Genomic DNA, 25,326 nt, shown 5'->3' with positions numbered 1-25,326 from the left:
CCGCCCCGACCCCTGGCACGATGAGAGACATGGCCCGACCCGAGACCTCGTGGAGCGACGAGCGCGGAGAGATCATCCGCGCCCAGGAGCGTGCGCTGGCCGCCGCGCGACGCGACGAGCACGAGCGTGCGACCGCCCTGCTGCGCACCGCGATCGCGGGCTTCCGCGAGGCCGGCATCGAGCCGATCCCCCTGCGCGCCCGCACCGGTGCCGGGGACTCCACCGTCCACACCCACCTCACGGGCTGGTACCTCACCGCGGACCGCCGGATCGCGGTGGACCCCGAGGCCCGCTACTACCTGCTGCGCGTGGCCGGCGGCCTCCGCGCGCGCCTGCTGGGCGCGGACCCCGAGCCCGTCGACGCCCCGCTGGTCGTGGGCCGGGGAGCACGCGACGGCGAGACCGTGGACCTGCGGGACCTCCTGGCCACCCGGCTGCGGGAGCCGGTGCGCCCATGACCTCGGGACACCCCGCCCCGCAGCTGCCGCCCCACCTCATCCCGAGCTTCGCCCAGCGGAGCCGCTCGGCGGTCTCGGCGCGCCTGCGCGCCGGCGCGACCCGGTCCGGCTCGGGGACGCTCGCGATCGCCCGCGTCGCCTTCGGGGCCGCCCTGGCCTACGCGATCTCCCACTACCTCTGGGGCCACCAGTACCCCTTCTTCGCGGCGATCGCCGCCTACGTCGTCGTGAGCTTCACGGTCGAGAAGAAGATGCGCCGCATGTTCGAGATGTCGGCGGGCGTCCTGCTGGGCGTCTCCCTCGGCGAGGTCGCCCGCGCGACCATCGGCGGCGGCGTCTGGCAGGTGGCGCTCATGATCTTCGTGGCCGCCATGCTCGCGCGCTTCATCGACTCCGGCGTCATGTTCGCGACGCAGTCCGGCATCCAGTCGATGCTGGTGCTCGTCATGCCCGCCTCCCCGCTCATGACCCCGTCGAGCCGGCTGATCGACGCCGTGACCGGCGTCGTCGTGGGCATGCTCATCTACCTCGTGTTCTCCGGGGACCCCCGCAGACCCCAGAAGCGCGCCGCCGAGCGGTTCTACCTCGAGCTCGAGGACGCCCTCGTCTCCCTCGCGCTGTCGGCGCGCAACGGCACCTCCGACGTCGCCGAGGCGGCGCTGCGGACCCTGCGCACCACGTCCCAGAAGCTCACCGACCAGTGGAGCCTGGCCAACGACGCCGCCAACGAGATGGCGACGTTCTCCCCCACCGGGCTGCGCCACGCCCAGGCCGTCCAGCGCCTGCAGCGGCTGCTCGTGGGCTCGGACCGGGCGATGCGGAACATGCGGGTGATCGCCCGCCGGGAGGTCGAGTTCCTCGACGCCGTGGGCGGCACCCCGCACGCGAACCTCGCGGACGCGCTGGTGGCCTGCCAGGACGCCGTCAGCGCCGTCCGCCAGGGCGTGCACGTCGACGTCGACTTCACGGACGCCCGCCGCAGCCTGCGGCTCTTCTGCTCCTACCTGACGCCGGAGACGCTGCTCGCGAGCGACGACGGGGTGCGCCCGGGACGGGCGGGCCACTTCGAGGGCGTCTCCCTCGTGATCCAGCTGCGCTCCCTCGCGGTGGACCTGCTCGAGGCCACGGGACTGAGCCATCAGGACGCCGAACGCTTCCTGCCCAGCCTGCTCATCGCCGGCGACGGCGACGTGATCGGCCCGCGACCCCAGACCCGGGAGCTCAAGGCCGTCGAGCCGCCCGCGACCACCGCGGCCCTCGAGCTGCTCATCACCGATCGCTCGGATCCCGACCGGCGTCGCTGAGCCGACCGCGGAGCCCGGACGTCTACGATCGGGTCATGGACGTCTTCACGATCCAGGACTGGATCTTCCGGCTCATCTCCCTCGTGCTGCTGTGCGTCGAGGTGTGGGCCTTCGTCAACGCCGTGCGCTACCGTCCCGACGCGTACATCGCCGCCTCCAAGCGCACCAAGGGGTTCTGGGCCGCCCTGACGGGCATCGCCCTGTTCCTGGGGGTGCTGAGCATCCTGGGGTCGAGCATGTTCATCCTGACCATCGCGGCGATCGTCATCGCGGGCGTGTTCCTGGCCGATGTGCTGCCGGCGCTGCGGGCCGTGATGGCGCGCGCCCAGGGCCGCTACCGCTGAGCGCCCGCCGCTCGAGGCGCGCTGCGAGCACGCGCACCGTCCCGCGCCGCACCTTCCGGACGCACGAGAGCCCGTCCCGCCGATCGGCAGGACGGGCTCTGGCACGAGTGCTCCGGGGTCGGAGCGCCGCGATCAGGCGGTCGCGGAGGTCCCGCTGCTGCGGAGGTTCTCGCAGGCGGTGATGACGCGGGCCGCCATGCCGGCCTCGGCCTTCTTGCCCCAGGCGCGCGGGTCGTAGGCCTTCTTGTTGCCCACCTCGCCGTCGACCTTGAGCACACCCTCGTAGTTCTCGAACATGTGCCCGACCACGGGACGCGTGAAGGCGTACTGGGTGTCGGTGTCGACGTTCATCTTGATGACGCCGTTGTCGACGGCCTCGCGGATCTCCTCGAGGGTCGAGCCGGAGCCGCCGTGCATGACGAGGTCGAACGGGTTCTCCCTGCCGACCTTCTCGCCGACGACCTTCTGGATGTCCGCGAGCACCGACGGGCGCAGCTTGACGTTGCCCGGCTTGTAGACGCCGTGGACGTTGCCGAAGGTCAGCGCCGTGAGGTAGCGGCCGTTCTCGCCGAGGCCCAGGGCCGCGACGGTCTTCAGGCCGTCCTCGGGGGTGGAGAACAGCTTGTCGTTGGAGACGTCGGCCTCGACGCCGTCCTCCTCGCCGCCGACCACGCCCACCTCGATCTCGAGGATCTTCTTCGCGGCGGCGGTCTTCTTGAGCAGGCGCTCGGCGATCTCGAGGTTCTCGTCGACCGGCACGGCCGAGCCGTCCCACATGTGCGACTGGAACAGCGGGTCCAGGCCCTGGGAGACGCGGTTGGCGAGGTCCCATTCGATGAGGGGCTCGACCCAGGTGGCCAGGTTCTCCTTGGCGCAGTGGTCGGTGTGCAGGGCGACGGTGACGGGGTAGTTCTTCGCCACGGCGTGCACGAACTCGGCGAGCGCGAGGGAGCCGGCGACGCGGTCCTTCACGGTCGATCCGGAGAGGTACTCGGCGCCGCCCACGGACACCTGGATGATGCCGTCGGAGCCGGCCTCCGTGAAGCCCTGCAGGGCGGCGATGGCCGTCTGCGAGCTCGACACGTTGATGGCGGGGTAGGCGAAGCTCCCCTTCTTCGCGCGGTCGATCATCTCGGCGTACTGCTCGGGGGTTGCGATGGGCATTGCGGCTCCTCACGGCGTCCAAACGATGGTCCGGGCACGGTGGTGCCCGCTCCCCAGATCCTCTCACGGGCCGATGTGTGGACTCCGGGCCGTTCGGTCCCTGGGCAGGGGGCGGGCTCGCCGCGGTCTCAGGGCGACGCGTCGCCGCGGGGCCCGTGCTGGAGCACCCAGGTGTGCATCGCGATCGCCGCGGCGGCCGCGACGTTGAGCGAGCGGGTCGAGCCGTACTGGGTGATCTCCAGGACCTCCGAGCAGTGCGCGATCGCCTCCGCGCTCAGCCCGGGCCCCTCCTGGCCGAAGACGAGCACGGCCCGCACGGGCAGGCGCGCGCCCTCGAGGGGCCTGGCGCCGGGCACGGTGTCGATGGCGAGGAGCTCGCGCCGCTGAGCCCGCGCCCAGGCTGCGAGGTCGGCCATCGTCTCGTGGTGCAGCTCGTGCTGGTAGCGGTCGGTGACCATCGCGCCGCGCCGGTTCCAGCGCCGGCGCCCGACGATGTGGAAGGCACCCACGCCGAAGGCGTTGGCGGTGCGCACGATCGAGCCGATGTTGGCGTCGTGCTCGAGGTTCTCGATCGCGATGTGCAGTGCGAAGCGGCTGCGGTCGAGATCGGCGACGATCGCCTCGCGCCTCCAGTAGCGGTAGCGGTCCACGACGTTGCGCCGGTCCCCGTGTTCGAGCAGCTCGGGATCCAGGTGCGGGTCCTGCGGCCAGGGGCGGGGATGCGGGCCGACGCCCACCGTCCGTCCCGCGGCCGCATCCGCGTCCGCGAGCGGTGCCGATGTCTGACGGCCGTCGTCCGGGGGATCGGCGGTCACGCTCAGTCCTTCTCGGCATCCAGCGCCCGCAGCTCCTCGGCGTCCGGGTCGGGCAGGCCGAGCCGGCGTCGCCGGCGCTCGCGCAGCAGCAGACGGATCCCCCACCACAGGGCGATCACGACGATGATCACGTACACGACGTTGGAGATGACGTCGGTGTACGGCTCGATGACGTGCCAGTTCTCGCCGAGACCGTAGCCCAGGCCCACGAAGATCGCGTTCCAGATCCCGCTGCCCGCCAGCGTCAGCAGCGAGAAGCGGACCAGGTTCATCTCGTAGACGCCCGCGGGGATCGAGACGAGCGAGCGGATGCCCGGGACCATGCGGCCGAAGAACACCCCCGCGTAGCCGTACCGGTCCATGAAGCGCACGGACTTGTCGTAGTCCTCGACGTGCACCAGCGGCAGGCGGATCACGAGGCGGCGCAGACGCTCTGCGCCGAGCGCACGCCCGATCCCGTACAGCACGTACGCACCCACCATCGAGCCCGCGGCCGCCCACAGGTACATGACGATCAGGTTGTGCTCGCCCCGGGCGGCGGTGACGCCCGCCAGCGGCAGGATCACCTCGGAGGGGATCGGCGGGAAGATGCTCTCGAGCGCGATGAGGAAGGCGACGCCCGGGCCTCCGAACGCATCGATCGTCTCGACGGCCCAGTCGACGATGTTCACAGATCTCTCCTCGGGGCAGCCGTGGTGCGACGGCCGCTCGGGTGCAGGGGGGATCCCGGAGCGCCGTCTCGCGGCCGCCGGGGCGTGGTCCGGTGGTCATCGTATGCGGGCCACCTGATCACCCCGTGTGCGGGAGCTGGGCGGGCGTCTAGGGTGTGCCCATGACCTTCGATCCCGGCGCCGACATCCGTTCCGGCAACGTCTCCCGAGGCTCCGGCGGCGGTGGCCGCATCGGCGGCCGCGGCCTCGCCATCGGCGGTGGCGGCGGTGGCTGCGTACTGCTGATCGTCGTGATCGTCCTCGCGCTCCTGGGGGTCAACCCGCTGCCGCTGCTGGGCATGGACGGCGGCGCGGACCCGGGGCAGGCGCAGCAGGAGTCCGAGCCGCTCGACGAGCGGTGCCGCACCGGGGCCGATGCCAATGCGAACGACGACTGCCTGGTCAGCGCGACCATCGCCTCGGCCGACGCGGTGTGGTCGGAGCTGGCCCCCGAGGCCCAGATCTCCGACTTCACGCCGCCCCGCGGCATCATCTTCTCCGGGCAGACGAACACGGGCTGCGGTGCGGCATCCGCGGCGGTCGGGCCCTTCTACTGCCCCGCGGACTCCACGATCTACATCGACACGAGTTTCTACGAAGAGCTGACGACGCGCTTCGGCGCCTCGGACGGGCAGCTGGCCAAGGAGTACGTGATCGCCCACGAGTACGGCCATCACATCCAGAACCTGCAGGGCACGATGCGCCGGATCGACCAGGGCCAGACCGGCCCCACCTCCGACTCGGTGCGTCTGGAGCTCCAGGCCGACTGCTACGCGGGGGTCTGGGTGCATCACGCCACGACCACGGACGACGCCCACGGCACACCGTTCCTGCAGCCGCTGACTTCGGACGACATCGACGCCGCGCTCTCGGCGGCCTCCGCCGTGGGCGACGACCACATCCAGGGCGAGGTCTCCGGAGGCCAGGTCAACCCCGAGACGTGGACCCACGGCTCCTCGGAGCAGCGTCGGCACTGGTTCAGCGCGGGCTACGGCAGCGGCGACCCGGGCTCGTGCAACACCTTCGAGGCCGACGAGCTCTGAGGCTCGCGACGGGCCTCAGATGCTGAGCTCGTCGACGCCGAAGGCGTGGAGGTAGCGGTACCCGGCGGCCTCGATGGCCTCGCGCGCCCCGGTGCCGCGGTCCACGATCACGGCGACGGCGCGGATGTCCCCGCCGTCCTCCTCGATCGCGGAGCAGGCCTCGAGCACGCTGCCGCCGGTGGTGGAGGTGTCCTCGACGGCCACGACGGGGCGCCCGGTGATCCCGGGGCCCTCGATGCGGCGCTGCAGACCGTGGGCCTTGTTGGCCTTGCGGACCACGAAGGCGTCGACGGCGGGCGCGGCGGGATCCGCGGCGGCGGCGTGGAGGATCGCCCCGGCGACCGGATCGGCCCCCAGCGTCAGCCCTCCGACCGCCTCGATCTCGCCCAGCAGGCCGGCGTCGCCCAGGAGGTCCAGCAGCACACGGCCCACCAGCGGGGCGGCCTCGTGGTGCAGGGTGATCCGGCGCAGGTCCACGTAGTAGTCGGCCTCCTTGCCGGAGGACAGCGTGACCTTCCCGCGCACCACCGCGATCTCGTCGATGAGGGTGAGCAGGCGCGCGCGGTCGGCGGCGCGGTCCTCGGCGGTCCGGACGGGGGCGGCAGGGCGTGCGGGGGTGGTGTCCATGGCGTCAGGGTACCGGCGGGCGTCAGTCCTCGTCGTCGCCCTCGGTGGCCGGCGCCGGCGGGTCCGCGGTGCGCATCCACGGCGCCTTGAGCCGACGGCGGGAGGCCTTGCGACGGGCGGAGTCGAGGCGCCGCTGGGCCATGCGGCTCTGCATGCGGGCCGAGGCGAGGCGCCCGATCACCCCGCGCGGTCCCGGGCCCGCGCCGTCGCCGGGACCGCGGTGGCGCACCGCGGGGATCGAGAGGACCTTGCCCTTGGCGGTGTCCCGCAGGGCCTGCTCGACGACGTAGGGCGCCTTCATCCAGGTCACCCGGGGCAGCCCCTCCCCCGTGATCGCCGCGCCGTCGTGCGATTCGGTGTGCAGGAACCCCGGCAGCAGCGCCGTGGCGGTGACCCCGGTGCCTTGCAGCTCGAGGGCCAGGGACTCCGTGAACACCGTGACCCAGCTGCGGGCCGCCGCGTAGGGGCCGCTGGTCGTGTACCCGGCCAGCGAGGAGACGTTGAGGATCGCGCCGCGGCGACGGTGGACCATCGCGCCCGCGGCGGCATGGGACAGCACCAGCACCGCGCGCATGATCGTGCCCATCTGCCGCTCGTGGTCCTCGACCGGCACGTCGAGGAAGCCGCCGCGCAGGCCGTAGCCGCCGTTGTTGACGAGCAGCGAGATGGGGGCCACCGGATCGGTCAGGCGGCGGGCCACGCGGTCGAGCTGGCGGCGATGGGAGAGGTCCGCGGGCAGGACCTCGATCTTCACGTCGTGGACGTGGCGGATCTGCTCGGCGACGGTGGCCAGCCGCGCCTCGTCGCGGGCCACGAGCACCAGGTCGTGCCCGGTGCCGGCGAGCTGCCAGGCGAACTCCAGGCCCAGTCCCGCCGTGGATCCCGTGACCAGTGCGCGCGCCATGACCAGACCTTACGGCGTTCGGGGCCCGGGTGTCGTCGGACGGTGCCCCTATGCTCGATCCCATGCGGATCGCGACCTGGAACATCAACTCCCTGCGCGCACGGACGGAGCGCGTCGTCGCGTTCCTCCAGCGCCACGACATCGACGTCCTGGCCCTCCAGGAGCTCAAGGCCAAGCCCGAGCAGCTGGACCTCACGAGCATCCACGAAGCCGGCTACGAGACGGCCGTGCACGGGCTGAACCAGTGGAACGGGGTGGGGCTCGCCTCCCGCGTCGGCCTGGCCGATGTGCGCACCACGATGGACGCGGTGCCCACCTATCCCGAGGACGAGACCGGGGTGCTCGAGGCCCGCATGATCTCCGCGGTGGTGGGCGACGGCCTGCGGCTGTGGTCGCTGTACGTGCCCAACGGCCGCGAGATCGACCACCCGCACTACGCGTACAAGCTGCGCTGGCTGGACGCCGTGCGCGCCGAGGGCGCCCGCCTGCTCGCCGCGGACCCGGAGTCGCGCACGATCTTCGCCGGGGACTTCAACGTGGCCCCGCGTGACGAGGACGTGTGGGACATGAGCGTCTTCGAGGGCAGGACCCACGTGACGCCGCCGGAGCGTGCGGCATTCGAGGCGATCGTGGACGCCGGCTACGCGGATCTCACGCGTGCGTACACGCCCGGGCCGGGCACCTACACGTACTGGGACTACCAGGCGCTGCGGTTCCCCAAGAAGGAGGGGATGCGGATCGACTTCCTGCTGGGCTCCCCGGCCGTGCAGCGCCAGGTGGCCGATGCCCGGATCGACCGCGAGGAGCGCAAGGGCAAGGGCGCCTCGGACCACGCGCCGGTGATCCTGGACCTCGAGGGCTGAGGCCGGCCGGGAGCTCGTCGGGCCCCTGGGCGCAAAGCGACGGCGCCGCGGTGACCGCGACGCCGTCCACGACGCAGGGACACGGGATCAGGCGTGCTGTTCCTCGTGGCTGCCGGGGATGCTTTCGGCGTCCCGGAGCCGGTCCGTTGCGGAGACCACTCGCACGTGGGTTCCGCGTCCCTTGTCCGTCGTTGTGATGTAGACCATACGCCCGCGGTGCGGCGGTGACAAGGGCTTCGGGACCCTCCACAGGGATGCCCTGTCCCCATCGGCCGACCACGACGAGCGGCATGCGGCCCTGTCCGGTGACGATGCCGTCATGGCACTCATCGACCACGGTCCCCGACCTCGCGAGGCGCTCTCGGTACGTGGCGGAGCGGATGCTCCGCCACCCCGGAGGCGCGGCGCCGCGCGCTTTCCCACGGCTCCCACGTCGAGCATCGAGGTCCGGTGGCTCGGAGGCGGCGCCGCGCTGCGGGCGACGGCCGCTGACCACGTCGATGCCCTCGGCGGCCGCCTCCTGGACGCGCTCGGCAGCGGCGGCGCGGACGGCGCGGGGTCCGCCGCGCTGATCGACGTGGACGCGCTCGACACGCCCCGGCCGGCGCGGGGTCGAGGGCGCCACGCGACCGTAATCGCCCTGACCTCGCGGCCCGCGTCGGAGGCGGACTGGCGGGCCTGCATCGATGCGGGCGTCCAGGCCCTGGTGCAGCTTCCCGCGGAGTCCTCGCACCTGCTCGATCTTCTCGCCCCTGTGCTGCGCAGGGCCCGTCCCGGGCTCGTGCTGGGCGTCGTCGGCGGGTGCGGCGGTGCCGGTGCCTCGAGCACGGCCGCTCGCCTCGCCGCCGCCGCGGCCCGGTCCGGCGCGGAGACCGTGCTGGTGGACGGCGACCCGACGGGCGGCGGGATCGACGCCCTGGTCGAGGCGCCCGGCGGGCGGGGCGCCTGCTGGGAGGACCTCGGCGCCCTGGGGCCGGACGACGGCTCCGCGCTGCGCGACGGGCTGCCGCGGGTGGACGGTGTGCGGATCCTCGCCTCGCGTGGGGACGGTCCTCCGATGCCCTCGGCCGTCGCTGGTGCCCTCGATGCCCTGACGCCGGTCGGCGGCCTGGTCGTCGCCGACCTGGGCGTCGAGGTCGTGCCGTCGGTCCTCCCCCTCCTGGATCGTCTTCTCCTCGTGGTGCCGTGCGTCCCCCATGCCGTCCGCACGGCGTCCCTCCGGCTGCGTCGGTGGGCTCCGCCGGCCGGCGCCGCCGGGGTCCTGGTCCGTCGCCGCGGGCCGATGGCCCCGGGCGAGGTGGCCGCCGATCTGGGCCTCGAGCTGCTGGGCAGCTTCCGGGACGGGCCTGCCGGACTGGTGCCGCTGCTGGACGTGCGGCGGCGGGGCGCCGATCGTGCCTGCGCACGGCTCCTGGGACGGCTGACGGCGGCGCACCCGGAGAGGAGCCGAGCATGAGCGCGGGCACGCCCCTGGTCGACCGCATCCGAGAGGACCTCCTGCGTGCGCCGGGCGCGGTCGACATCCCGCGTGTCGCGCGGCTCCTGCGGGAGGAGGGGCGCGTGGTCGGCGCCGCCCAGCTGCTCCGCATCACCGCATCCCTGCGCGACCACGTCACCGGGCTCGGCCCCCTGGAGCACCTCGCCGCACCCGGCGTGACGGACATCCTCGTCAACGCCGACGGCACGGTGTGGGTCGATGACGCCGCAGGGCTCCACGCGGTCGGCGAGCGGATCCCGGTCGAGGACGCCCGCGCCCTCGCGGTACGGCTCGCGACGGCGGGCGGTCGTCGCCTCGACGACGCCGCACCGTGCGTGGACGCGCGTCTGCCCGACGGCACCCGCCTGCACGCCGTGCTGCCGCCCCTGTCCACCGGCGGGGCGCTGATCTCGCTGCGGCGCCCGGCACGGGTGCGGATGTCCCTGGCCGATCTCACCTCCACCGGGGCGCTGTCCCCCGTCACCCGGGAGGTGCTGGAAGCGGTCATCGCGTCCCGGGTCGCCTTCCTCATCAGCGGCGGCACCGGATCCGGCAAGACGACCCTCCTGGCCGCGATGCTCGCGGGCGTCCCGGCCGTCGAACGGATGATCCTCGTCGAGGATGCCCGCGAGCTCGACCCGGACCATCCGCACGTCGTGCACCTGCAGTCGCGCCACCCCAACGCCGAGGGTGCCGGGGGCGTCGACCTCAGCACCCTCGTGCGGCAGTGCCTGCGGATGCGGCCGGACCGGATCGTCGTCGGCGAATGCCGGGGCGCGGAGGTGCGCGAGCTGCTGCAGGCCCTGAACACCGGCCACGAGGGCGGCTGCGGCACCCTGCACGCGAACGCGGCGGCCGACGTGCCCGCACGGCTCGAGGCCCTCGGCGCGCTCGGGGGCCTGGGAACCCGGGCCCTGGCGAGCCAGGCGGCGAGCGCCCTCGACGTCGTCATCCATCTGGCCCGCCGCGATGGCGTGAGGACCGTCGACCACATCGCGCGCCTGGTGCGATCGGCCGAGGGCACGTTGGCCAGCGAGGCCGTGCTCGACGTCTCCGGGCCGCAGCCGGTTCCCGGACCGGGATGGCCTGCATTCTCCCGACGGATCGGCCTGGCACCGGACGTCCTGTCGTCAGCGGCCGGGGCGGGCCGATGATCCCGCTGATCGCGATCGTGACCATCGGGGCCGCACTGGTCCTCGCCGGAGCGCCGGGGCACCTGCGCGCCGTGGCCGCCGGTGCCGGACCGGCAGCTCCGTCCCCGCGCCGTACCCGAACCCGGCAGCCGGGGCCCCTGGACGTGGCGCATCTCGTCGAACGCCTCGCGACGGTGGTCGCGGCGGGCATCGCTCCGCGACGTGCCTTCAGCGCGGTGGGCGAGAGCGTCCCGCCGGGGCCCCTGCGCGACCTCGCCCAGGCCGTGGGCGCCGGAGCTGATCCACGGCGAGCGGCCGCCCCTCGGCTGCGCCGGACGGGCGGCGTCGCGGCGCTCGGCGCGGCGCTCGCCCTCTGCGAGCGGACCGGCGCCGCGACGGGTCCCGTGCTGCTGACCCTGGCCGATGCCCTCCGCGATGTCGCCGACGCACAGCTGGCACGCCACAGCGCCTTCGCGGGACCGCTGTCCACGGCCCGGATCCTGCTGGTCCTGCCGCTGGCCGGGATCGGGCTGGGCTGGCTGCTGGGTGCCGATCCGATCGGCGCGCTCGTCAGCGGTCAGGGCCGGCTGCTGCTCGTCGCGGGCGCGGCCCTGACGCTGCTGGGATGGGCGTGGATGCACCGCCTGATGCGCACGGCCCGCGCGGAGGCCCCTCCCGGGGTCGATCCCTCCGTCGTCCTGGACCTCGTGGCGGGACCGCTCGGCGCCGGGGCTCCACTGGCGACGGCACTGGTCGACGTGGCCGATGCCCTCGACGAGGATCCCTCCGCGGTGCCTCTGGCCCGCGCGGGCAGGGCACTCGCGGCGGGCACAGCTCCGGGGGTCGCCCTCGCAGACCTCGACGAGGGTCTGTCACCCCTGCGCGAGGCAGCCCTCGTCGGAGCATCGACCGGGGCCGACCTGGTGGGGCTGCTCCGCGCGTGCGGGCGCGACGCCCGCCGGGGCAGGGCACGGGAGGCAGAGGCCGCCGCCGCGCGACTCGCGGTGCGCCTGGTCCTGCCCACCGGCCTCACGCTGCTGCCGGCCTTCGTGCTGCTCGGGATCATCCCGACGGTCGCCTCCCTCCTCGGGGACTCGTTCGGGGAGCTCGCATGACCGCGGATCACCCGGAGGCACCGCGATCGCACGGCGCACCGGGATCGCACGACGCGCCACGGTCGCGGGTGGCGCCCCGCACCGGCGCACGGCGTGGCACGGACGGGGCGCGCATCTCGCAGCGCCGCAGGCCCAGGACCACCGGGAGCTCCCCGGGGCTGCAGCTCGGATCACCGAGGTGCAGGAGAGCGGCGCCCGGCGGGCGCCGCGGACGAAGGAGGACGAGATCATGACGACGACGATCACGACGAGGAGCGCGCACAGTCCGCGCGGACGCCTCATCGGCAGGGCAGGGACGCTGTCCTCGCCGCGGAGCGGGGCGGCAGTCGCCGTCGCCGCCACCCCGAGGACCCTCGCCGGCTCGGGTGGACGGCCGCCCCGCTCCCCCGTACGCGCGGGGCGCGCCGCGGCGGACCGCCCCGGCGATCCCGACGAGCGCACCGGCGCGGGTCCCGCCGACGGCCCGAAGGGCACGACCGACCGGAGCCTGGGTGCCTCCCTGGCCGACGACGCCGGTGCGACCACCGCCGAGTACGCCATCACCACCCTCGCCGCCTGCGGGTTCGCGGCGGTGCTGGTGGTGCTCCTGAAGTCGGGCGAGGTGAGGGCCCTGCTGCTGGGCATCATCACCTCCGCCCTGTCCTTGGGCTCGTGAGCCCGTGGCGCGCCCGGTCGTCCCGCCTCGTGCAGGACGACCGGGGGTCGGCCACGGCCGAGACCGCGGTGGTGCTGCCCGTCGTCGTCGTGCTCGTGGTCGTCCTCGCGTTCCTGGGCCTGGGGATCACCGAGCACGTCCGCGTCGAGAACGCGGCGCGCGTCGGGGCCCGGGAGCTGGCGCGCGGGGAGGACACCGCGGCCGCGACCACCGCAGCCCGGCGCGCCGCCGGTCCCGGTGCTCAGGTGAGCGTCTCGCGCCAGGGCGACTGGGTGCAGGTGACGGTCACCCGGCGGATCGTCGCCGGGAGCTCGGGGGCCCTGGCCGGATTCGGGGTCGCGGTCGAGGGATCGGCGACCTGCCGCCTCGAACCGCAGCTGCTCGGCTCGGGTGGTTCGCCGTGACCTCGGGCGGTCCGGACGGGGTGCCAGGGCCCATCGCCCCTCTGCGGTCCGATCGCGGCTCGGCCCCGGCCGCCGCGCTGGCCTGGGTGGGGACCACCGCGGTGCTTGTCGCCGCCCTCGCCCTCCTGGGCCAGGGCGTCGTCGCCCAGGCGCGAGCGGCCACGGCCGCTGACCTCTCGGCGTTGGCCGCGGCCGATGCCCTCGCCGTGGGCGGCGACGACCCGTGTGCCGTCGCGGCGGAGGTCGCCACCGCCAACGGAGCGCGACTCGTCGCCTGCTCGGTCGTCGGTCAGGACGTCGTGCTCACGTCCTCGGTCGTCGCCGGGCCGTTGCCGCCCGCTCAGGCCACGGCGCGCGCTGGTCCATGTCCCGTGCAGTCGGGCAGCCGGTCCCTCGACGGACCGGGCGCCCATTTCGAAGAACGGGCCCTCACGCCATGACATCGAGCAGCCGCAGCGCTCCCGCCTTGGACAGCGGCTCGTTGCCGTTGCCGCACTTGGGGGAGACCACGCACGCCGGACAGCCGCTCGCGCACGGGCATTCGCGCACCATGTCGGCGGTGGCGCGCACCCAGGCGGCCGCGTCCCCGAAACCGCGCTCGGCGAAGCCCGCGCCGCCCGGGGCGCCGTCGTAGACGAAGATCGTCGGTGCCTCGGTGTCCTCGTGCAGGGCCGTCGAGACCCCGCCGATGTCCCAGCGGTCGCAGGTGGCCAGGAGCGGAAGCATCGAGATGGCCGCGTGCTCGGCGGCGTGCAGGGCGCCGGGCAGGTCCTCGTCCTCGACGCCGGCTGAGACCGTGCGCGCCGGGTCGATCACCCACCACACGGCCTTGGTCGTCAGCGTCCGCGGGGGCAGGTCCAGCGGGTGCTGGCCCAGCACCGCCTGGGTGAACACGTCGCGCACCTGGTACCCGGTGACCTGATCGGTGACGTCGACCGTCCCGAAGCACAGGGTGATGCCGTCGGGGCCCGGCTCGGAGCGATCCACCTGCCGCACCCGGATGCTCGAGGTGGATTGCGGATGCGTCGAATGCAGGGGCGTCTCCCGGTGCACCAGGGCCACGGCCCGCTCGACGTCCAGGTGGTCCACCACATAGCTGACCCCCTGATGGAGGTACACCGCGCCGTCGTGCACCTGGGTGTGGGCGCTGCCCGCATCGACCGTCCCCAGCAGCGCCCCGGAGGTGCCGTCGACGATCCGCACCGGCTCCCCGCCGCTGCCCCGCAGGTCCGTGAGGTCGTGGGCGCTCTGGGGCAGCGTCCAGTACCAGCCCGTCGGACGGCGGCGCAGCACCCCGCGGGCCACGAGGGTCTGCAGGATCTCCCCCGCCGTCGGCCCGAAGATCTCGAGGTCCTCCTCGCGCAGCGGCAGCTCGGCGGCCGCCGCGCACAGGTGCGGGGTCATCACGTAGGGATTGGCGGGGTCGAACACAGCGGCTTCGACGGGCGCTCCGAACACGGACTCCGGATGACGCACCACGTAGGTGTCGAGCGGGTCCTCGCGGGCCACGAACAGCGCCAGCGCCCCCGAGTCCGCCTGGTCCTGGCGCCGTCCCGCACGCCCCGCCTGCTGCCACAGGGACGCCCGCGTGCCGGGCCAGCCCGCGATCACCACCGACTCCAGGCCCGCCACGTCGATCCCCAGCTCCAGCGCATTGGTCGAGGCCAGCGCCCGGAGCTCCCCCGAGCGCAGACCGTCCTCGAGCGCCCGACGCTCCTCGGCGAGGTACCCGCCGCGGTAGGCCGCGATCCGGGAGGCGGCGTCCGCGAACTGCGCGACGCCCTCGTGCTCCGCACGGCTCTCCAGGAGCCGCCGTGCGCCGGAGGCCACCAGCTCCGTGCCCCGCCGCGAGCGCGCGAAGACGAGGGTCTGCACGTCGCGCGCCACGAGGTCGGCGAGGAGCGCCGCGGCCTCGCTGGTGGCCGACCGGCGCTGCGGCTCCTCGCGCGCCGCCCCGTCGCCGCCCCGCTCATCGGGGTCGACGCCGCGGTCGCGCGCCTGCTCGTCGAGCAGATCCGCCGGGTCGCGGAGTTCGGGTGCGTCCTGACCGCGGGGCCGGTCCGCGGGCGTCGTCGGATCGACCTGATCCGACGGGTTCGCCGCGCCGCGCCCCGGCCGCCCGTCGACCCGCGCCCGCGTGCCCGGCTCCCACAGCCCGAAGGTCAGCCCGGCCCGCGGGGACCCGTCGTTCGTGACGGCCTCGACGTGCCGGCCCACCAGGCGCGAGGCGGAGACCTCGGGCGCGGCGACCGTTGCCGAGGCCAGCACGAACGTGGGATCGCTGCGATAGTGCGCGGCGATCCGCCGCAGGCGCCGCAGCACCAGGGCCACGTGGCTGCCGAAGACCCCGCGGTAGCTGTGGCACTCGTCGACCACGACGTAGCGCAGGGCCCGGAAGAAGCTCGCCCACTGCTCGTGGCCGGGCAGGATCCCGAAGTGCAGCATGTCGGGGTTGGTGAGCACGAAGGAGCCGTGCCGGCGGATCCAGCGCCGCTGCTCGGTGGGGGTGTCCCCGTCGAACGTCGCGATGCGCGCGTCGTGGATCCCGGCGCCCTCGGCGAGGGCCGTGATGTTGGTGAGCTGGTCCGCGGCGAGCGCCTTGGTCGGCGAGAGATAGAGGACCGTCGCGCGGCGCTGCTCGCGGTCGAGGCTGCGGGCGCCGATCGCGGTGAGCGCCGGCAGCAGGTACGCGAGGGACTTGCCCGAGGCCGTGGCGGTGGACAGCACGACGTCCTGCCCCGCGTGGGCGAGCTCGGCCGCCTGCTGCTGGTGGATCCAGGGCCGCTCGATGCCGAGCCCCGTGAGGTGCTCGACCAGGCGCGGGTCCGCCCAGTCGGGCCAGTGCCCGATGCGCCCGGCGCGACGCGGGAGGTGCTCGACGTGGGTGAGGCAGCCGCGGCGGGTCATCGGCTCCGACAGCTCCGCGAGCAGGTCCTCGGGACGTCCCGTACGCACGCCACCGCCTTCCGCCGACCTCGACGCCGATCGGGTCGGCGTCGCCACAGCGACCAGGGTCCGCCCCCGGCGCTGGGGCACAATCGTAGCCATGCCGACGCCTGCCACCCCCACGCCCCCTGCCGTCGGCGCCCCCGTCACCGACGGTGCGGCGATCGCGGCGCTGCGCGCGGACCTGCTCGCCGCGCGGTACGACGACGACCACCTCCGCGCGCTGCTGGGTCCCGTGGCCGCCGATGCCCTCGGGCGCGAGGACGCGGCCCCGGCCCGCCGAGCCCTGCGCGACGTCACCGATCCGTGCGCGGTCCTGTTCTCCCTCTTCACCCTCGGGGCGCGGCCGGACCGCGCGATGGTCGAGGCGGCGCTGCCACGACTGGGGGTCGACACGGCGGTGCGGCTCGGACTCCTGACGGCGGACACCGACGATCCCGCGACCGTCCGCGCGCGGGTCGACCTCACCCCCTACGCGGCCCAGGACGATCTCGGCGAGATCCGCTGGTGGATCGCCTCGGACCCCTCCGAGCTCGCGACCGGCGCGACCCTGCCTGCCGACCACGTGCTCGGCGTGGGCGGGGCCTCGCGCACGCTGCTGCGCATCACCCCCCGCACCCCGGTGGACCGCGCCCTGGACCTCGGCTGCGGCTGTGGCATCCAGGCCCTCCACGCCGCACGCCACGCCCGCGCGGTCGTCGCCACCGACATCTCCCCCCGGGCCCTGGCCTTCGCGGACTTCAACGCCGCGCTCAACGGGATCGAGCTGGACCTGCGCGAGGGCTCCTTCTTCGCGCCCGTGGCGGGTGAGACCTTCGGCCTGATCGTCTCCAACCCGCCGTTCGTCATCACCCCCCGCGAGGCGGGCCTGGACGCCTGGACCTATCGTGACGGGGGCGCCGCCGGGGACGCGATCACCGAGCGGGTCCTGCGCGAGATCCCCGCCCACCTGAGCCCCGGCGGCACCGCCGCGATGCTGGGGAACTGGGAGATCCCGACGGGTCGTCCCTGGGACACCCGACCGGGCGGCTGGGTCCGCGACCTCGCGCCCGGGATCGACGCCTGGATCATCCAGCGCGACCGCGAGGACCCCGCCCAGTACGCCGAGACCTGGGCCCGCGACGGCGGCGTCACCGAACGCGACCCCCGTTGGCCCGGGATGATCGACGCCTGGCTCGACGACTTCGCGGCGCGCGATGCCGAGGGCATCGGCTTCGGCTACGTGCTGGTGCGCCGCCACCGTGAGGCCCGCGATGACGCACGCCTGCTCGAGGAGGTCACCACCACCGGCAGCGGCGCCCTCGGCGCCCACCTGGACCGCGGGCTCACGGTGCTGGGCGCCCTCGCGGACCTCGACGACGACGCCCTCGGGGTGCGCCGTCCGGTCCGTGCCGAGGACGTCGTCGAGCGCCGCCACCTGACCCCCGGCGCCTGGGACCCGATGCTCATCGAGCTGGTCCAGGGCGCGGGTCTGGGCCGCAGCGTCCACGCCGACCAGCTGCTCGCCGCGACCGTGGGCGCGGCCGACGGGGAGCTGGGCCTGTCCCAGATCCTCGGGGCGGTGTGCGCCCTGACCGGGGAGGACCCCGCGGAGGCGACGCCCCGCGTGCTCGCCGCCGTGCGCGAGCTGGTGCGGTTCGGGATGCTCGACCTCGACGACGCCCGCGACGCCCCCGGCGGCCCCGTCCCACCCGACGGCCGTGTCCCACCGGACGGTCACGCCCGACCCGGCGGCCCCGGACCCGATGAGGCCCGCGCATGAGCCGCCGTGCGCTCGTCCTGCGGATCGTGCTGGCCCTCCTGGCCGCGATCGCCTGCGCGATCGGCGTCGTGGCGCTGGCCCACGGCGCCGTCGGCACCGCGCGCGGTCAGCGCCTGGACCAGCTCGTCATGACCGCGGCCCGCGGGGACACCGGGGTCATGGCCAAGATCGTCTTCCCCGTGCTCAACACCGTCACGGTGCCCGTCATCGTCGTCGCGATCCTCCTCGCGGCCGTGCTGGCGCTCGCCCAGCGCCGCGCCTCGATGATCGTGCACATCGTCGTGCTGGTCGGCGGTGCGGCCCTGTCCACGCAGCTGCTCAAGCACGTGATCGTGGACCGCACCTCGCTGGCCGACGGGCTGGACGTCACCCCCAACTCCTATCCCTCCGGCCACACGACGATGGCGGCGGCCGTCGCGGTGGCGCTGACCCTCGCAAGCCCCCGCCACGTCCGCAGCCTCGTCGCGCTGCTCGGCGCGGCCTGGACCGCGATCGCGGGCATCGGCACGATCGCCGGCGGCTGGCACCGGCCCAGCGACGTGCTCGGCGGGTTGCTGGTCGTGGGCGCGTGGAGCTACCTCGTGCTCGCCGCCGACGCCGTGATCGAGATCGTGCGCCACGGGCCCGGCGGAGCTCTGACGGGCACGTCCCAGGCGTCGGCTCGGCATCGACCCGAACCCGAAGGCCAGGACGGCATGCCCGGCGCCGCACCGGACGGGCGGTCGCCCCGCCACGCACCCCGCACCGACCCCGCTCGCGCACATCCGCCCCGCCCGGACACCTCCGGAGCCGGGGCCCTGGGCATCGGGATCCTCGGGGCCGCCGCGGTCCTGGGCCTCGGGATCGGCACGCTCTGCCTCACCGGCGTGCCCACGCCGCTGGACCTCGACGACCCCGGCAGCCAGACCCTGGCCTACGCCGCGACGGTTCTCATCATCGCCGGAGCGGCGAGCGCGCTTCTGTGCTGGCTGCTCGTCGTGCACATCCCCACCCTCTCGGGGCCGCCACCGGCCAGGCGTGTACGGTGATCCACCGTGAGGGCCCCTCGGGCCCGTGACGGACTGCCGCGACCCGCCCGCCGGGAGGGCGCGACACCCACTGGGAAGGAAGTGTGCACGTGGCCGGCCCCCGCCATCTCGTGATCGTCGAGTCCCCCGCCAAGGCCAAGACCATCGGCCGATACCTCGGGGACGACTTCGTCGTGGAGGCGTCCGTCGGCCACATCCGCGACCTCCCCCAGCCCAAGGACCTCCCGGCCGACATGAAGAAGGGGCCCTACGGCCGCTTCGCGGTCGACGTCGACAACGACTTCGACCCCTACTACGTCGTGGACCCGGACAAGAAGAAGAAGGTCGCGGAGCTGCGCCGGCTCCTCAAGGACGCCGACACCCTCTACCTCGCCACCGATGAGGACCGCGAGGGCGAGGCCATCGCCTGGCACCTCCTGCAGACCCTCAAGCCCAAGGCCTCGATCCCGGTGCATCGGATGGTCTTCCACGAGATCACCCGGGAGGCGATCCAGAACGCCCTGACGCAGACCCGTCAGATCGACACGGCGCTCGTGGACGCGCAGGAGACCCGACGGATCCTGGACCGCCTGTACGGCTACGAGGTCTCACCCGTGCTGTGGCGCAAGGTCAAGCAGGGCACGAGCGCGGGCCGCGTGCAGTCCGTCGCGACGCGCCTGGTGGTCGACCGCGAGCGCGAGCGCATGGCCTTCGTCGCCGCCGGGTACTGGGACGTGACCGGCACCTTCGCCCCCCAGGAGGAGGACGCCGCGGGCTTCACCGCCGGGATCCGCACCGTCGACGGGGACCGCGTGGCCAGCGGCCGCGACTTCCGCGACGACGGCACGCTCAAGAAGAGCGAGGGCATCACGGTGCTCACCGAGGCCTCGGCCCGCGAGCTCGTCGCGACCCTGGCCGATGCCCCCGGGACCGTCACCTCCGTCGAGTCCAAGCCCTACACCCGCCGCCCCGCGGCCCCCTTCACCACGTCCTCGCTCCAGCAGGAGGCCTCGCGCAAGCTGCGCCTCGGCGCCCGCGAGACGATGCGCGTGGCCCAGGGGCTGTACGAGAACGGCTACATCACCTACATGCGGACCGACTCGGTCGCCCTCTCGCAGGAGGCGATCCGTGCGGCCCGCGCCCAGGCCGGTGAGCTGTACGGCGCCGACTACGTGCCCGACAAGCCCCGCGTCTACTCGGGGCGCTCCGCGAACGCGCAGGAGGCCCACGAGGCGATCCGCCCCGCCGGCTCCTCGTTCCGCACCCCCGCCCAGCTCGCGGGCGAGCTCCACGGCGAGCAGTTCCGCCTCTACGAGCTCATCTGGAAGCGCACCATCGCCTCCCAGATGGGCGATGCACGCGGCTCGACCACCTCGGCGCAGATCACCGTCGCCCAGGGCGACCGCACCGCCGTGTTCGGCGCCTCCGGCACCGTGATCACCTTCCGGGGCTTCCTCGCCGCGTACGAGGAGGGCAAGGACGCCGGACGCTACGCCGACGACGGCTCCGGCGACAAGCGCCTCCCGCAGCTCACCGAGGGCCAGAGGCTCGACGTGCGCGCCCTGGACCCCGACGGCCACGAGACCACCCCGCCGCCGCGCTATACCGAGGCCTCGCTGGTGCGTGCCCTCGAGGACCGCGGCATCGGCCGCCCCTCGACGTACGCCTCGACGATCTCGACCATCCAGGACCGCGGCTACGTGCTGCGCCGCGGCAGCGCGCTCGTGCCCAGCTGGATCGCCTTCTCCGTGGTCCGGCTGCTCGAGGAGCACTTCGCGACCCTCGTCGACTTCGACTTCACGGCGGCGATGGAGGGCGACCTCGACAAGATCGCCCGCGGTGAGCTCGCACGTCCCGCCTACCTGCACACCTTCTACGACGGCGACGGCAGCGGCGAGGTCGACCACATCGGCCTGCGCCACACCGTCGAGAACCTCGGCGAGATCGACGCCCGCGAGATCAACTCGATCCCCGTGGGCGACGGGATCACCCTGCGGGTGGGCCGCTACGGCGCCTTCGTCGAGCGGGCCGCGCGCGACGAGGAGGGCAACCCCCTGCCCGACGCCGACCCGGTGCGGGCCTCCGTCTCCGACGAGATCGCCCCGGACGAGCTGACGGTCGCCAAGGCCACCGAGCTGCTGGAGCGCCAGAAGGACGACGGCCGCGTGCTCGGCACCGATCCGGAGACCGGCCACGAGGTGATCGCCAAGGACGGCCGCTACGGGCCCTACGTCACCGAGGTGCTCCCCGAGGACCCGGACGACAAGACCCCCAGGTCCAAGCGCCCCAAGCCCCGCACGGCCTCGCTGCTCAAGACGATGGAGCTGGCCACGGTCGGGATCGACGACGCCCTCCAGCTGCTGTCGCTGCCGCGCGTGGTGGGCGCCGACGCCGAGGGCACCGAGATCACGGCCCAGAACGGCCGCTACGGCCCCTACCTCAAGAAGGGCGCGGACTCCCGTTCCCTGGAGTCCGAGGAGCAGCTGTTCACGATCACCCTCGCCCAGGCCGAGGCGATCTATGCCCAGCCCAAGCAGCGGGGGCGGGCCGCCGCCAAGCCGCCGCTCAAGGAGCTCGGCGTGGATCCCACCAGCGAGAAGGCGATCCAGGTCAAGGACGGCCGCTTCGGCCCGTACATCACCGACGGCACCACGAACGTGACGCTGCGCAAGGACGACGTGCTCGAGCAGCTGACCCACGAGATCGCCGTCGAGCGGCTCGCGGAGAAGCGGGCCAAGGGCCCTGCCAAGAAGCCCGCAGCGCGCGCCCGGACCACCAAGGCCAAGTCCACGACCGCGAAGTCCTCGACGGCCAAGAGCTCGACCGCCAAGAGCACGACGGCCAAGAGCGCTGCCGCCAAGACCTCGACCGCCAAGCGCACCACCGGGACCAAGAAGGCGACGACCACGAAGACGACGGGCGCGTCCTCGACGTCGGCCTGACCTGATCGCCGCCGGTGACGCCGCAGGTCTGCGTGCCGGAACCGACCCCGCGCCCGCCCCCGGCGGTGCGCGGGGTCGGTCGTTCCCGACCGGATATCCCCGAAGACGGGCCGAATCGGTCAGATCCGGCATCGATTCGATCACGATGTCCCGCACAGTCCCGCCACGCAGACCTGTGACGGTGCTCACCTGCGCTTCCGCCTACAGTGGTCCCGGATGATCCCTCAATGACGAAGGAGCGACGATGAGCGCACGTCCCACACGACGCGCCGTCATGGCAGGCAGTGCCGCGGCCGCCGCGGTCGGGCTGACCGGCTGCCTGCAGAACCCCAACGCGGGAGGCGGCGGCGGCGGCCTCGACGGGTACGTCGACAACGGCAGCGTCGACGGCGACAAGAAGGTCACCATCCTCGGCGCCTTCTCCGGCCAGGAGCAGACGGCGTTCCGCGAATCGCTGAAGCCGTTCACCGACAAGACCGGGATCGCCGTGGAGTACACCGGCGACACGGACTTCACGACGGTGGTCAAGCAGAAGGTGAACTCCGGGGACGCCCCGGACATCGCCCTGTTCCCCCAGCCCGGCTCGCTGTTCGAGCTCGTCGCCCAGGGCTCGATCCAGCCGATCGACACCTACCTGGACTACGACGCGCTGAACGCCTCGCTGATCCCCGGGTTCCTGGAGTCCGCCCGCTACAAGGGGCGCGTCTTCGGCGCACCCATGCGCATGGCGTGCAAGTCCCTGATCTGGTATCCCAGGCCCGCGTACGAGGCCGGCGGCTACTCCGATGCCCCGGCGACGATGCAGGAGCTCTCCGGGATCGCCGACCAGATCAAGGGCACCGGCATCACGCCGTGGACCGACGGCTGGGGCGCCGAGCAGGCGACGGGCTGGGTGGGCACGGACTGGATCGAGGAGTTCATGCTCCGCGTCCACGGTCCCGAGGTGTACGACGACTGGGTCTACCACCGCATGCCGTTCAACGACCCCAAGGTGGTCGAGGTCTTCGACATCCTCGGGGACCTCCTGAAGACCGACGGCAACGTGCTGGGCGGGCCCACGACGATCCTGAACACGCCCTTCGCCGACGCTCCCCTGGTCATGTTCGACGATCCCCCCAAGGCGCTCCTGCACCGCCAGGGCAACTTCGTCACGGGCTTCTTCCCGGACGAGGTCCAGAAGAACCTCGACGCGGAGGTCGGGGTGTTCGCCATGCCGCCGTGGGAGGGCGGGTTCGAGGGCCAGCCGATCCTCGGCGGCGGTGACCTCGCGGCGCTGCTCAACGGCAACGACCCGGACTCCATCGCCCTCATGACGTTCCTGACGTCTCCCGATTTCGGGGCCGAGTGGGCCCAGGCGGGTGGCTGGCTGTCCCCGCACAAGACCTTCGACGCCTCGCACTACCCGGACGACCTCACGCGCAAGATCGCCGAGATCGCCACGGACGCCAAGGTCTTCCGCTACGACGGCTCGGATCTCATGCCCAAGGCGGTCGGGTCCGGGACGTTCTGGACGGGGATGGTCGAGTGGCTGCAGGGCTCGAAGTCCTCCCAGCAGGTCTGCGACGACATCGAGGCCGGGTGGCCGAAGTGAGCGCACCCGCGGACACGGCGGCAGCAGCCCCGCCGCCCGCGCCCGTCGCCGAGGATGCCAGGCCCCGCAGCTCGGCGCGCCCCGCGCGCCTGGTCATCGGCACGCTCGGCATGGTCATCACGGCCTACCTCGTGTGCAATGCGTTCCTCGCGCTGGCGTACTACCCGCAGTGGTTCTTCTTCTCCAAGCCGCTGATCGGGTTCCTGGGCATCGTGCTGGGGATCGGCGGGGCGATGGTGTTCTTCCGGTTCCTGAACATGACGGTCGAAGGGCTCCCGGCACGCATGTCCGAGGGGCTGATCCCCTACGCGTTCCTGCTGCCGGGACTCTCCCTGATCGGGCTGATCCTGCTGTACCCGACCATCCAGACGATCGTCTACTCCTTCGCCAACGCGGACTCCACGCAGTGGGTGGGGCTGGAGAACTACCGAACGATCTTCGGCAGCGGCGACTTCTGGCAGGCGATCCTCAACAACGTCCTGTGGATCATCATCGTGCCCACCCTGACCGTCGCCTTCGGCCTCGCGGTCGCGGTGCTGGCGGACAAGCTCTCGCCGCTGGGCGAGCGCTCGACGAAGTCGTTCATCTTCCTGCCGATGGCGATCTCCTTCGTCGGCGCCTCGACCATCTGGGGCCTCGTCTACGCCTTCAACGCGACCGGGCTGCTGAACGCCGTCCTGGGCATCGTGGGGATCGAGCCCCAGGCGTGGATGCAGATCTCCGACGGGCGGCTGAACTCGCTGCTGCTCATGGCGATCCTCATCTGGCTGCAGACGGGCTTCGCGATGGTGCTGCTGTCCTCGGCCATCAAGGGCGTCCCGGAGGACACCATCGAGGCCGGCCGCATGGACGGCGCCGGTGAGGCGCGGATCTTCTGGCAGGTCGTCCTGCCGCAGGTGCGCACCACCATCATCGCCGTGTTCATCACGGTGCTGATCCTGGTCATGAAGGTCTTCGACATCATCTACGTGATGACCAGCGGCCGCGACAGGACCGATGTCATCGCCCGGCTGTTCTTCGACAAGCTGTTCGCCCAGAGCCAGGCCGGCCAGGCCTCGGCGATCGTGGTGGTGCTGCTGGTCCTCGTGATCCCGATCCTGATCTACCAGGTCCGGGCCTTCCGTGCCGAGGAGGCGAACCGATGAGCTCGACGATGAAGGACGGGCGCCGTCGCAGCCCCCTGGCGATGATCGTCATGCCGATCCTGGCCCTGCTCTGGTCCATCCCGACCCTGGGGCTGCTGGTCACCTCGTTCCGTGATCGCACGGACGCGGCGACCTCGGGGTGGTGGACCTCCCTGCTGGGGCCGTTCACCACCGAGAACTACACCCGGCTCTTCGCGGAGACGACCATGGGCACCTCGATGGTCAACTCCATCGTGGTGGCGATCCCGGCGACGGTCCTGCCGATCATGTTCGCGGCGTTCGCGGCCTACGCATTCACGTTCATGAAGTTCCCCGGCAAGGACGTGCTGTTCATCGTCATCATCGCGGTGATGGTGGTGCCGCTCCAGGTGGCCCTGCAGCCGATGCTGGACCTCCTGGGTCCGCGCGGCCTGGGGATCTCCGGTCAGTACGTGGCCGTGTGGCTGCTGCACACCGGGTTCGGCATGCCGCTGGCGATCTACACGCTGCGCAACTACATGTCGACGCTGCCCACCTCGGTGGTCGAGAGCGCCAAGATCGACGGCTGCTCGCACTTCCAGACGTTCTGGCGTCTGGTGGCCCCGATGTCCGTCCCGGCGATCGCGGCGTTCGCGACCCTGCAGTTCCTGTGGGTGTGGAACGACCTGCTCATCGCCAAGCTGTTCCTCAACAGCGACAACAAGACGGTCATCGTCGACCAGCAGCAGCTGCTGGGAGCACAGGGTCAGGGCGCCGAGCTCCTGACCGCCGGCGCCTTCATCTCGATGATCGTGCCGATGCTGGTGTTCTTCGGGCTCCAGCGGTTCCTGGTCCGCGGGATGACCTCGGGGGCCGTCAAGGGCTGAGCCGCCGTCGAGCAGCCCGCACAGACGATGCCCGGCACCCGTCGGAGGACGGGTGCCGGGCATCGGTGCAGG

Annotated in this window: 23 protein-coding genes; 17 read left to right on the top strand and 6 right to left on the bottom strand. The window is 73.1% G+C overall.

All coding sequences use genetic code 11. The features are described 5' to 3' along the window. Window positions 1–29: 29 nt before the first annotated feature. The 3 genes from ACT3TZ_RS11940 to ACT3TZ_RS11930 are packed head-to-tail and all read left to right on the top strand — an operon-like array spanning window position 30 to window position 2,106. Window positions 30–458, top strand: coding sequence for a hypothetical protein (locus tag ACT3TZ_RS11940; RefSeq protein ID WP_444583649.1), 429 nt, complete (start codon window positions 30–32; stop codon window positions 456–458). Continuing rightward, window positions 455–1,762, top strand: coding sequence for an FUSC family protein (locus ACT3TZ_RS11935; RefSeq protein ID WP_444583648.1), 1,308 nt, complete (start codon window positions 455–457; stop codon window positions 1,760–1,762). Before ACT3TZ_RS11940 ends, ACT3TZ_RS11935 begins: the two co-directional genes overlap by 4 nt. Window positions 1,763–1,797: 35 nt before the next feature. After that, on the top strand, window positions 1,798–2,106 hold the full coding sequence (locus ACT3TZ_RS11930; protein ID WP_444583647.1) for a DUF2516 family protein: 309 nt from the start codon (window positions 1,798–1,800) through the stop codon (window positions 2,104–2,106). 132 nt (window positions 2,107–2,238) lie between these two features. Here the strand turns inward: ACT3TZ_RS11930 and fbaA are convergent, their stop codons facing one another. The 3 genes from fbaA to ACT3TZ_RS11915 all read right to left on the bottom strand — a co-directional run bounded on the left by fbaA (window position 2,239) and on the right by ACT3TZ_RS11915 (window position 4,756). Beyond that, the gene (gene fbaA, locus ACT3TZ_RS11925) at window positions 2,239–3,270 is read right to left on the bottom strand and encodes a class II fructose-bisphosphate aldolase (RefSeq protein ID WP_444583646.1); all 1,032 of its coding nucleotides are present in this window, start codon (window positions 3,268–3,270) and stop codon (window positions 2,239–2,241) included. 128 nt (window positions 3,271–3,398) lie between these two features. Next, window positions 3,399–4,085 carry a TrmH family RNA methyltransferase gene (locus ACT3TZ_RS11920; RefSeq protein ID WP_444583645.1) on the bottom strand — a complete coding sequence of 229 codons (687 nt, stop codon included), beginning with the start codon at window positions 4,083–4,085 and terminating at the stop codon, window positions 3,399–3,401. Between the two features lie 2 nt (window positions 4,086–4,087). Then, entirely contained in the window at window positions 4,088–4,756 is a 669-nt protein-coding gene (locus ACT3TZ_RS11915; RefSeq protein ID WP_444583644.1) for a DedA family protein, read from the bottom strand. A 161-nt stretch (window positions 4,757–4,917) separates the two neighbouring features. Here ACT3TZ_RS11915 and ypfJ point away from each other — a divergent pair, with 161 nt between their 5' ends. Further along, window positions 4,918–5,838: a KPN_02809 family neutral zinc metallopeptidase gene (ypfJ, locus tag ACT3TZ_RS11910; RefSeq protein ID WP_444583643.1), complete on the top strand. Its 921-nt coding sequence runs from the start codon at window positions 4,918–4,920 to the stop codon at window positions 5,836–5,838. A gap of 15 nt (window positions 5,839–5,853) precedes the next feature. Here ypfJ and pyrE read toward each other — a convergent pair whose 3' ends face one another. Both pyrE and ACT3TZ_RS11900 read right to left on the bottom strand, forming a co-directional pair. Beyond that, the gene (gene pyrE / locus ACT3TZ_RS11905) at window positions 5,854–6,465 is read right to left on the bottom strand and encodes an orotate phosphoribosyltransferase (RefSeq protein ID WP_444583642.1); all 612 of its coding nucleotides are present in this window, start codon (window positions 6,463–6,465) and stop codon (window positions 5,854–5,856) included. Window positions 6,466–6,487: 22 nt separating this feature from the next. Continuing rightward, window positions 6,488–7,369: an SDR family NAD(P)-dependent oxidoreductase gene (locus ACT3TZ_RS11900; RefSeq protein WP_444583641.1), complete on the bottom strand. Its 882-nt coding sequence runs from the start codon at window positions 7,367–7,369 to the stop codon at window positions 6,488–6,490. A 62-nt stretch (window positions 7,370–7,431) separates the two neighbouring features. Between ACT3TZ_RS11900 and ACT3TZ_RS11895 the strand changes: the two genes are divergently transcribed. From ACT3TZ_RS11895 to ACT3TZ_RS11865, 7 genes are all read left to right on the top strand, one after another. After that, window positions 7,432–8,232 carry an exodeoxyribonuclease III gene (locus tag ACT3TZ_RS11895; protein ID WP_444583640.1) on the top strand — a complete coding sequence of 267 codons (801 nt, stop codon included), beginning with the start codon at window positions 7,432–7,434 and terminating at the stop codon, window positions 8,230–8,232. A gap of 319 nt (window positions 8,233–8,551) precedes the next feature. Further along, entirely contained in the window at window positions 8,552–9,688 is a 1,137-nt protein-coding gene (locus tag ACT3TZ_RS11890) for a hypothetical protein (protein WP_444583639.1), read from the top strand. Next, window positions 9,685–10,863, top strand: a complete 1,179-nt coding sequence (locus ACT3TZ_RS11885; protein WP_444583638.1) for a TadA family conjugal transfer-associated ATPase — start codon at window positions 9,685–9,687, stop codon at window positions 10,861–10,863. Before ACT3TZ_RS11890 ends, ACT3TZ_RS11885 begins: the two co-directional genes overlap by 4 nt. Further along, window positions 10,860–11,957 (top strand): type II secretion system F family protein, encoded by a 1,098-nt coding sequence (locus ACT3TZ_RS11880; RefSeq protein ID WP_444583637.1) that lies wholly within the window; start codon window positions 10,860–10,862, stop codon window positions 11,955–11,957. Before ACT3TZ_RS11885 ends, ACT3TZ_RS11880 begins: the two co-directional genes overlap by 4 nt. Before the next feature lie 229 nt (window positions 11,958–12,186). Further along, entirely contained in the window at window positions 12,187–12,612 is a 426-nt protein-coding gene (locus ACT3TZ_RS11875; protein ID WP_444583636.1) for a DUF4244 domain-containing protein, read from the top strand. Further along, window positions 12,609–13,016: a TadE family type IV pilus minor pilin gene (locus ACT3TZ_RS11870; protein ID WP_444583635.1), complete on the top strand. Its 408-nt coding sequence runs from the start codon at window positions 12,609–12,611 to the stop codon at window positions 13,014–13,016. Before ACT3TZ_RS11875 ends, ACT3TZ_RS11870 begins: the two co-directional genes overlap by 4 nt. A 20-nt stretch (window positions 13,017–13,036) precedes the next feature. Beyond that, window positions 13,037–13,456 (top strand): Rv3654c family TadE-like protein, encoded by a 420-nt coding sequence (locus tag ACT3TZ_RS11865; protein WP_444583634.1) that lies wholly within the window; start codon window positions 13,037–13,039, stop codon window positions 13,454–13,456. Here the strand turns inward: ACT3TZ_RS11865 and ACT3TZ_RS11860 are convergent. Further along, a complete protein-coding gene (locus ACT3TZ_RS11860) occupies window positions 13,446–15,971 on the bottom strand; it encodes a DEAD/DEAH box helicase (protein ID WP_444583633.1) in 2,526 nt (841 codons plus the stop codon). The genes ACT3TZ_RS11865 and ACT3TZ_RS11860 overlap by 11 nt on opposite strands. A gap of 91 nt (window positions 15,972–16,062) precedes the next feature. Between ACT3TZ_RS11860 and ACT3TZ_RS11855 the strand changes: the two genes are divergently transcribed. From ACT3TZ_RS11855 to ACT3TZ_RS11830, 6 genes are all read left to right on the top strand, one after another. Beyond that, window positions 16,063–17,724: a DUF7059 domain-containing protein gene (locus ACT3TZ_RS11855; protein ID WP_444583632.1), complete on the top strand. Its 1,662-nt coding sequence runs from the start codon at window positions 16,063–16,065 to the stop codon at window positions 17,722–17,724. Beyond that, window positions 17,721–18,752, top strand: coding sequence for a phosphatase PAP2 family protein (locus ACT3TZ_RS11850; protein WP_444583631.1), 1,032 nt, complete (start codon window positions 17,721–17,723; stop codon window positions 18,750–18,752). Before ACT3TZ_RS11855 ends, ACT3TZ_RS11850 begins: the two co-directional genes overlap by 4 nt. An 89-nt stretch (window positions 18,753–18,841) precedes the next feature. Beyond that, entirely contained in the window at window positions 18,842–21,673 is a 2,832-nt protein-coding gene (topA, locus tag ACT3TZ_RS11845; RefSeq protein ID WP_444583630.1) for a type I DNA topoisomerase, read from the top strand. Window positions 21,674–21,917: 244 nt separating this feature from the next. Next, entirely contained in the window at window positions 21,918–23,264 is a 1,347-nt protein-coding gene (locus tag ACT3TZ_RS11840) for an ABC transporter substrate-binding protein (protein ID WP_444583629.1), read from the top strand. Continuing rightward, window positions 23,261–24,409: a carbohydrate ABC transporter permease gene (locus ACT3TZ_RS11835; RefSeq protein ID WP_444583628.1), complete on the top strand. Its 1,149-nt coding sequence runs from the start codon at window positions 23,261–23,263 to the stop codon at window positions 24,407–24,409. Before ACT3TZ_RS11840 ends, ACT3TZ_RS11835 begins: the two co-directional genes overlap by 4 nt. After that, complete coding sequence (locus ACT3TZ_RS11830) at window positions 24,406–25,254, top strand: carbohydrate ABC transporter permease (RefSeq protein WP_444583627.1); 849 nt, start codon at window positions 24,406–24,408, stop codon at window positions 25,252–25,254. Before ACT3TZ_RS11835 ends, ACT3TZ_RS11830 begins: the two co-directional genes overlap by 4 nt. The last annotated feature ends 72 nt before the right edge of the window (window positions 25,255–25,326 follow it).

Source organism: Brachybacterium sp. AOP25-B2-12 (assembly GCF_052378625.1).
In the GTDB taxonomy this organism is placed as follows: domain Bacteria; phylum Actinomycetota; class Actinomycetes; order Actinomycetales; family Dermabacteraceae; genus Brachybacterium.
This window is presented reverse-complemented; position numbering and strand designations above follow the sequence as displayed.

Coding starts and splice junctions, on each gene's coding strand:
- ACT3TZ_RS11940 (WP_444583649.1), top strand. CDS start 30: ATGGCCCGACCCGAGACCTCGTGGAGCGACGAGCGCGGAGAGATCATC.
- ACT3TZ_RS11935 (WP_444583648.1), top strand. CDS start 455: ATGACCTCGGGACACCCCGCCCCGCAGCTGCCGCCCCACCTCATCCCG.
- ACT3TZ_RS11930 (WP_444583647.1), top strand. CDS start 1,798: ATGGACGTCTTCACGATCCAGGACTGGATCTTCCGGCTCATCTCCCTC.
- fbaA (WP_444583646.1), bottom strand. CDS start 3,270: ATGCCCATCGCAACCCCCGAGCAGTACGCCGAGATGATCGACCGCGCG.
- ypfJ (WP_444583643.1), top strand. CDS start 4,918: ATGACCTTCGATCCCGGCGCCGACATCCGTTCCGGCAACGTCTCCCGA.
- pyrE (WP_444583642.1), bottom strand. CDS start 6,465: ATGGACACCACCCCCGCACGCCCTGCCGCCCCCGTCCGGACCGCCGAG.
- ACT3TZ_RS11900 (WP_444583641.1), bottom strand. CDS start 7,369: ATGGCGCGCGCACTGGTCACGGGATCCACGGCGGGACTGGGCCTGGAG.
- ACT3TZ_RS11895 (WP_444583640.1), top strand. CDS start 7,432: ATGCGGATCGCGACCTGGAACATCAACTCCCTGCGCGCACGGACGGAG.
- ACT3TZ_RS11890 (WP_444583639.1), top strand. CDS start 8,552: ATGGCACTCATCGACCACGGTCCCCGACCTCGCGAGGCGCTCTCGGTA.
- ACT3TZ_RS11885 (WP_444583638.1), top strand. CDS start 9,685: ATGAGCGCGGGCACGCCCCTGGTCGACCGCATCCGAGAGGACCTCCTG.
- ACT3TZ_RS11880 (WP_444583637.1), top strand. CDS start 10,860: ATGATCCCGCTGATCGCGATCGTGACCATCGGGGCCGCACTGGTCCTC.
- ACT3TZ_RS11875 (WP_444583636.1), top strand. CDS start 12,187: ATGACGACGACGATCACGACGAGGAGCGCGCACAGTCCGCGCGGACGC.
- ACT3TZ_RS11855 (WP_444583632.1), top strand. CDS start 16,063: ATGCCGACGCCTGCCACCCCCACGCCCCCTGCCGTCGGCGCCCCCGTC.
- ACT3TZ_RS11850 (WP_444583631.1), top strand. CDS start 17,721: ATGAGCCGCCGTGCGCTCGTCCTGCGGATCGTGCTGGCCCTCCTGGCC.
- ACT3TZ_RS11840 (WP_444583629.1), top strand. CDS start 21,918: ATGAGCGCACGTCCCACACGACGCGCCGTCATGGCAGGCAGTGCCGCG.
- ACT3TZ_RS11830 (WP_444583627.1), top strand. CDS start 24,406: ATGAGCTCGACGATGAAGGACGGGCGCCGTCGCAGCCCCCTGGCGATG.